The following is a 2,022-nucleotide window of genomic DNA, read 5'->3' as shown; positions in this document are numbered from 1 at the left end:
CGCCGTCCGCTTGTGCATTACGCGCCGACGGTTGAGGATGCGTTGCGGCGGCGTCACGGTTCGTAGCCGGTTCTTCCCGCCCGGCGCCGGCTTCGGCGCCTTGCCTCCGGCGGGAGTATTTTTCGAACGAAGAAGCGGCGGGCGCGAAAAGGGCGGCCCGATGGCTGCCCCGTGCCGCTCTCAGCCCATGCGCTCGCTGGCGTAGCTGCCGGGCGAGGCGGGGAAGACCACGGTCTTGTTGCCGTTCAGGAACACCCGGCGATGGATATGGGCGTGGATGGCGCGGGCCAGAACCTGGCTCTCCACGTCGCGGCCCAGCGAGACGTAGTCCTCGGGCGATTGCGCATGCGTCACCCGGATGATGTCCTGCTCGATGATCGGGCCCTCGTCCAGGTCGGCGGTGACATAATGGCTGGTCGCGCCGATCAGCTTCACCCCGCGCTCGAAGGCCTGCTTGTAGGGGTTGGCGCCCTTGAAGCTGGGCAGGAAGGAATGGTGGATGTTGATGATCCGCCCCGACATCTTCCTGCACAAGGCATCCGACAGCACCTGCATGTAGCGCGCCAGAACCACCAGTTCGGCGCCCGAATCCTCGACCACCTGCATCAGCTGCGCCTCGGCCTGCGGCTTGTTCTCCCTCGTGACCTTGATGCAGTGGAAGGGGATGTCGTGGTTCACCACCACCTTCTGGTAGTCCATGTGGTTCGAGATCACCGCCACGATCTCGATCGGCAGCGCCCCGATGCGCCAGCGATACAGAAGGTCGTTCAGGCAATGGCCGAAGCGGCTGACCATGATCACCACCTTCATCTTCTCGGCCTCGTCATGGATGGCATAGTCCATGTCGAAGGGCTTGGCCGGCTCGGCCAGGCCCGCGCGCAACTCCTCGAGCCCCACGCCTTCCTCGGAGACGAAGCTGACGCGCATGAAGAAGCGCCCGGTCTCGATGTCGTCGAACTGGCTGGAATCGGTGATGTTGCAGCCGTGCTCGGCCAGGAAGCCGGCCACGGTGGCGACGATGCCGCGGGTCGAGGGGCAGGCGACCGTCAGCGTGTATTTCTTCATCTGGCTCTCCACTGAAAGGGCAAGGGCCCTGATTTCCTTCTTGTGCGCATATCCGGGGAACCGTCAGGCGGTCAGCCCCCCGCCTCTGCGAAATCGGGCTCGGGCAGGCCGTTGGCCCGGCAGCAGGCGGTCAGCGTATTCGCGAGCAGGCAGGCGATGGTCATCGGCCCGACGCCGCCCGGCACCGGGGTGATGGCGCCCGCCACCGGCGCGGCGCTGTCGAAGTCCACGTCGCCGACCAGGCGCGAGCGGCCCGCCTCCTCGATGCGGTTGATGCCCACGTCGATCACCGTGGCGCCCGGCTTGATCCAGTCGCCGCGGATCATCCGCGGCCGGCCCACCGCCGCGACCAGGATGTCGGCCGTGCGGCAGAGCCCGGCCAGGTCGCGGGTGCGCGAATGCGCGATGGTCACCGTGCAGCTTTCGTTCAGGAGCAGCTGCGCCATCGGCTTGCCGACGATGTTCGAGCGCCCGACCACCACCGCGTTCAGCCCGGACAGATCGCCCAGCGTGTCGCGCAACAGCATCAGGCAGCCCAGCGGCGTGCAGGGCACCATGGCCTTCTGCCCGGTCCCCAACAGGCCCACGTTCAGGACATGGAAGCCGTCCACGTCCTTCTTCGGGTCGATGGCGTTGATCACCGCCTCGGCATCCATGTGCCGGGGCAGCGGCAGCTGCACCAGGATGCCATGCACCGCGGGGTCGGCGTTGAGCCGTTCGATCAGCGCCATGAGCTCGGCCTGCGCCGTCTCGGCCGGCAGCTTGTGCTCGAAGCTCGCCATGCCGGCCTCGCGGGTCTGGATGCCCTTGTTGCGGACATAGACCTGGCTCGCCGGATCCTCGCCCACCAGCACCACCGCCAGCCCCGGCACCACCCCGTGCGCGGCCTCCAGCCCGGCAACCGCCGACGCAACGCGGCCCCGGACACCAGAAGCAAAAGCCTTGCCGTCGATGATC

2 protein-coding genes are annotated in these 2,022 nt (G+C 67.4%); both read right to left on the bottom strand.

All coding sequences use genetic code 11. The annotated features are described in order from the left end of the window. Nucleotides 1-180: 180 nt before the first annotated feature. The gene (purU, locus tag QPR87_RS23455; protein WP_011748893.1) at nt 181-1,065 is read right to left on the bottom strand and encodes a formyltetrahydrofolate deformylase; all 885 of its coding nucleotides are present in this window, start codon (nt 1,063-1,065) and stop codon (nt 181-183) included. A 71-nt stretch (nt 1,066-1,136) separates the two neighbouring features. Continuing rightward, entirely contained in the window at nt 1,137-2,021 is an 885-nt protein-coding gene (folD, locus tag QPR87_RS23450; protein WP_074810269.1) for a bifunctional methylenetetrahydrofolate dehydrogenase/methenyltetrahydrofolate cyclohydrolase FolD, read from the bottom strand. Nucleotide 2,022: the final 1 nt, after the last annotated feature.

It is taken from the genome of Paracoccus sp. SSJ (assembly GCF_030234105.1).
GTDB lineage: Bacteria > Pseudomonadota > Alphaproteobacteria > Rhodobacterales > Rhodobacteraceae > Paracoccus > Paracoccus denitrificans.
The sequence above is the reverse complement of the archived record's forward strand: the minus strand, read 5'-3'. Positions and strand labels throughout refer to the sequence as shown.

What these genes read in the sequence shown, in the direction of transcription:
- purU (WP_011748893.1), bottom strand. Translation starts at nt 1,065, where the DNA reads ATGAAGAAATACACGCTGACGGTCGCCTGCCCCTCGACCCGCGGCATC.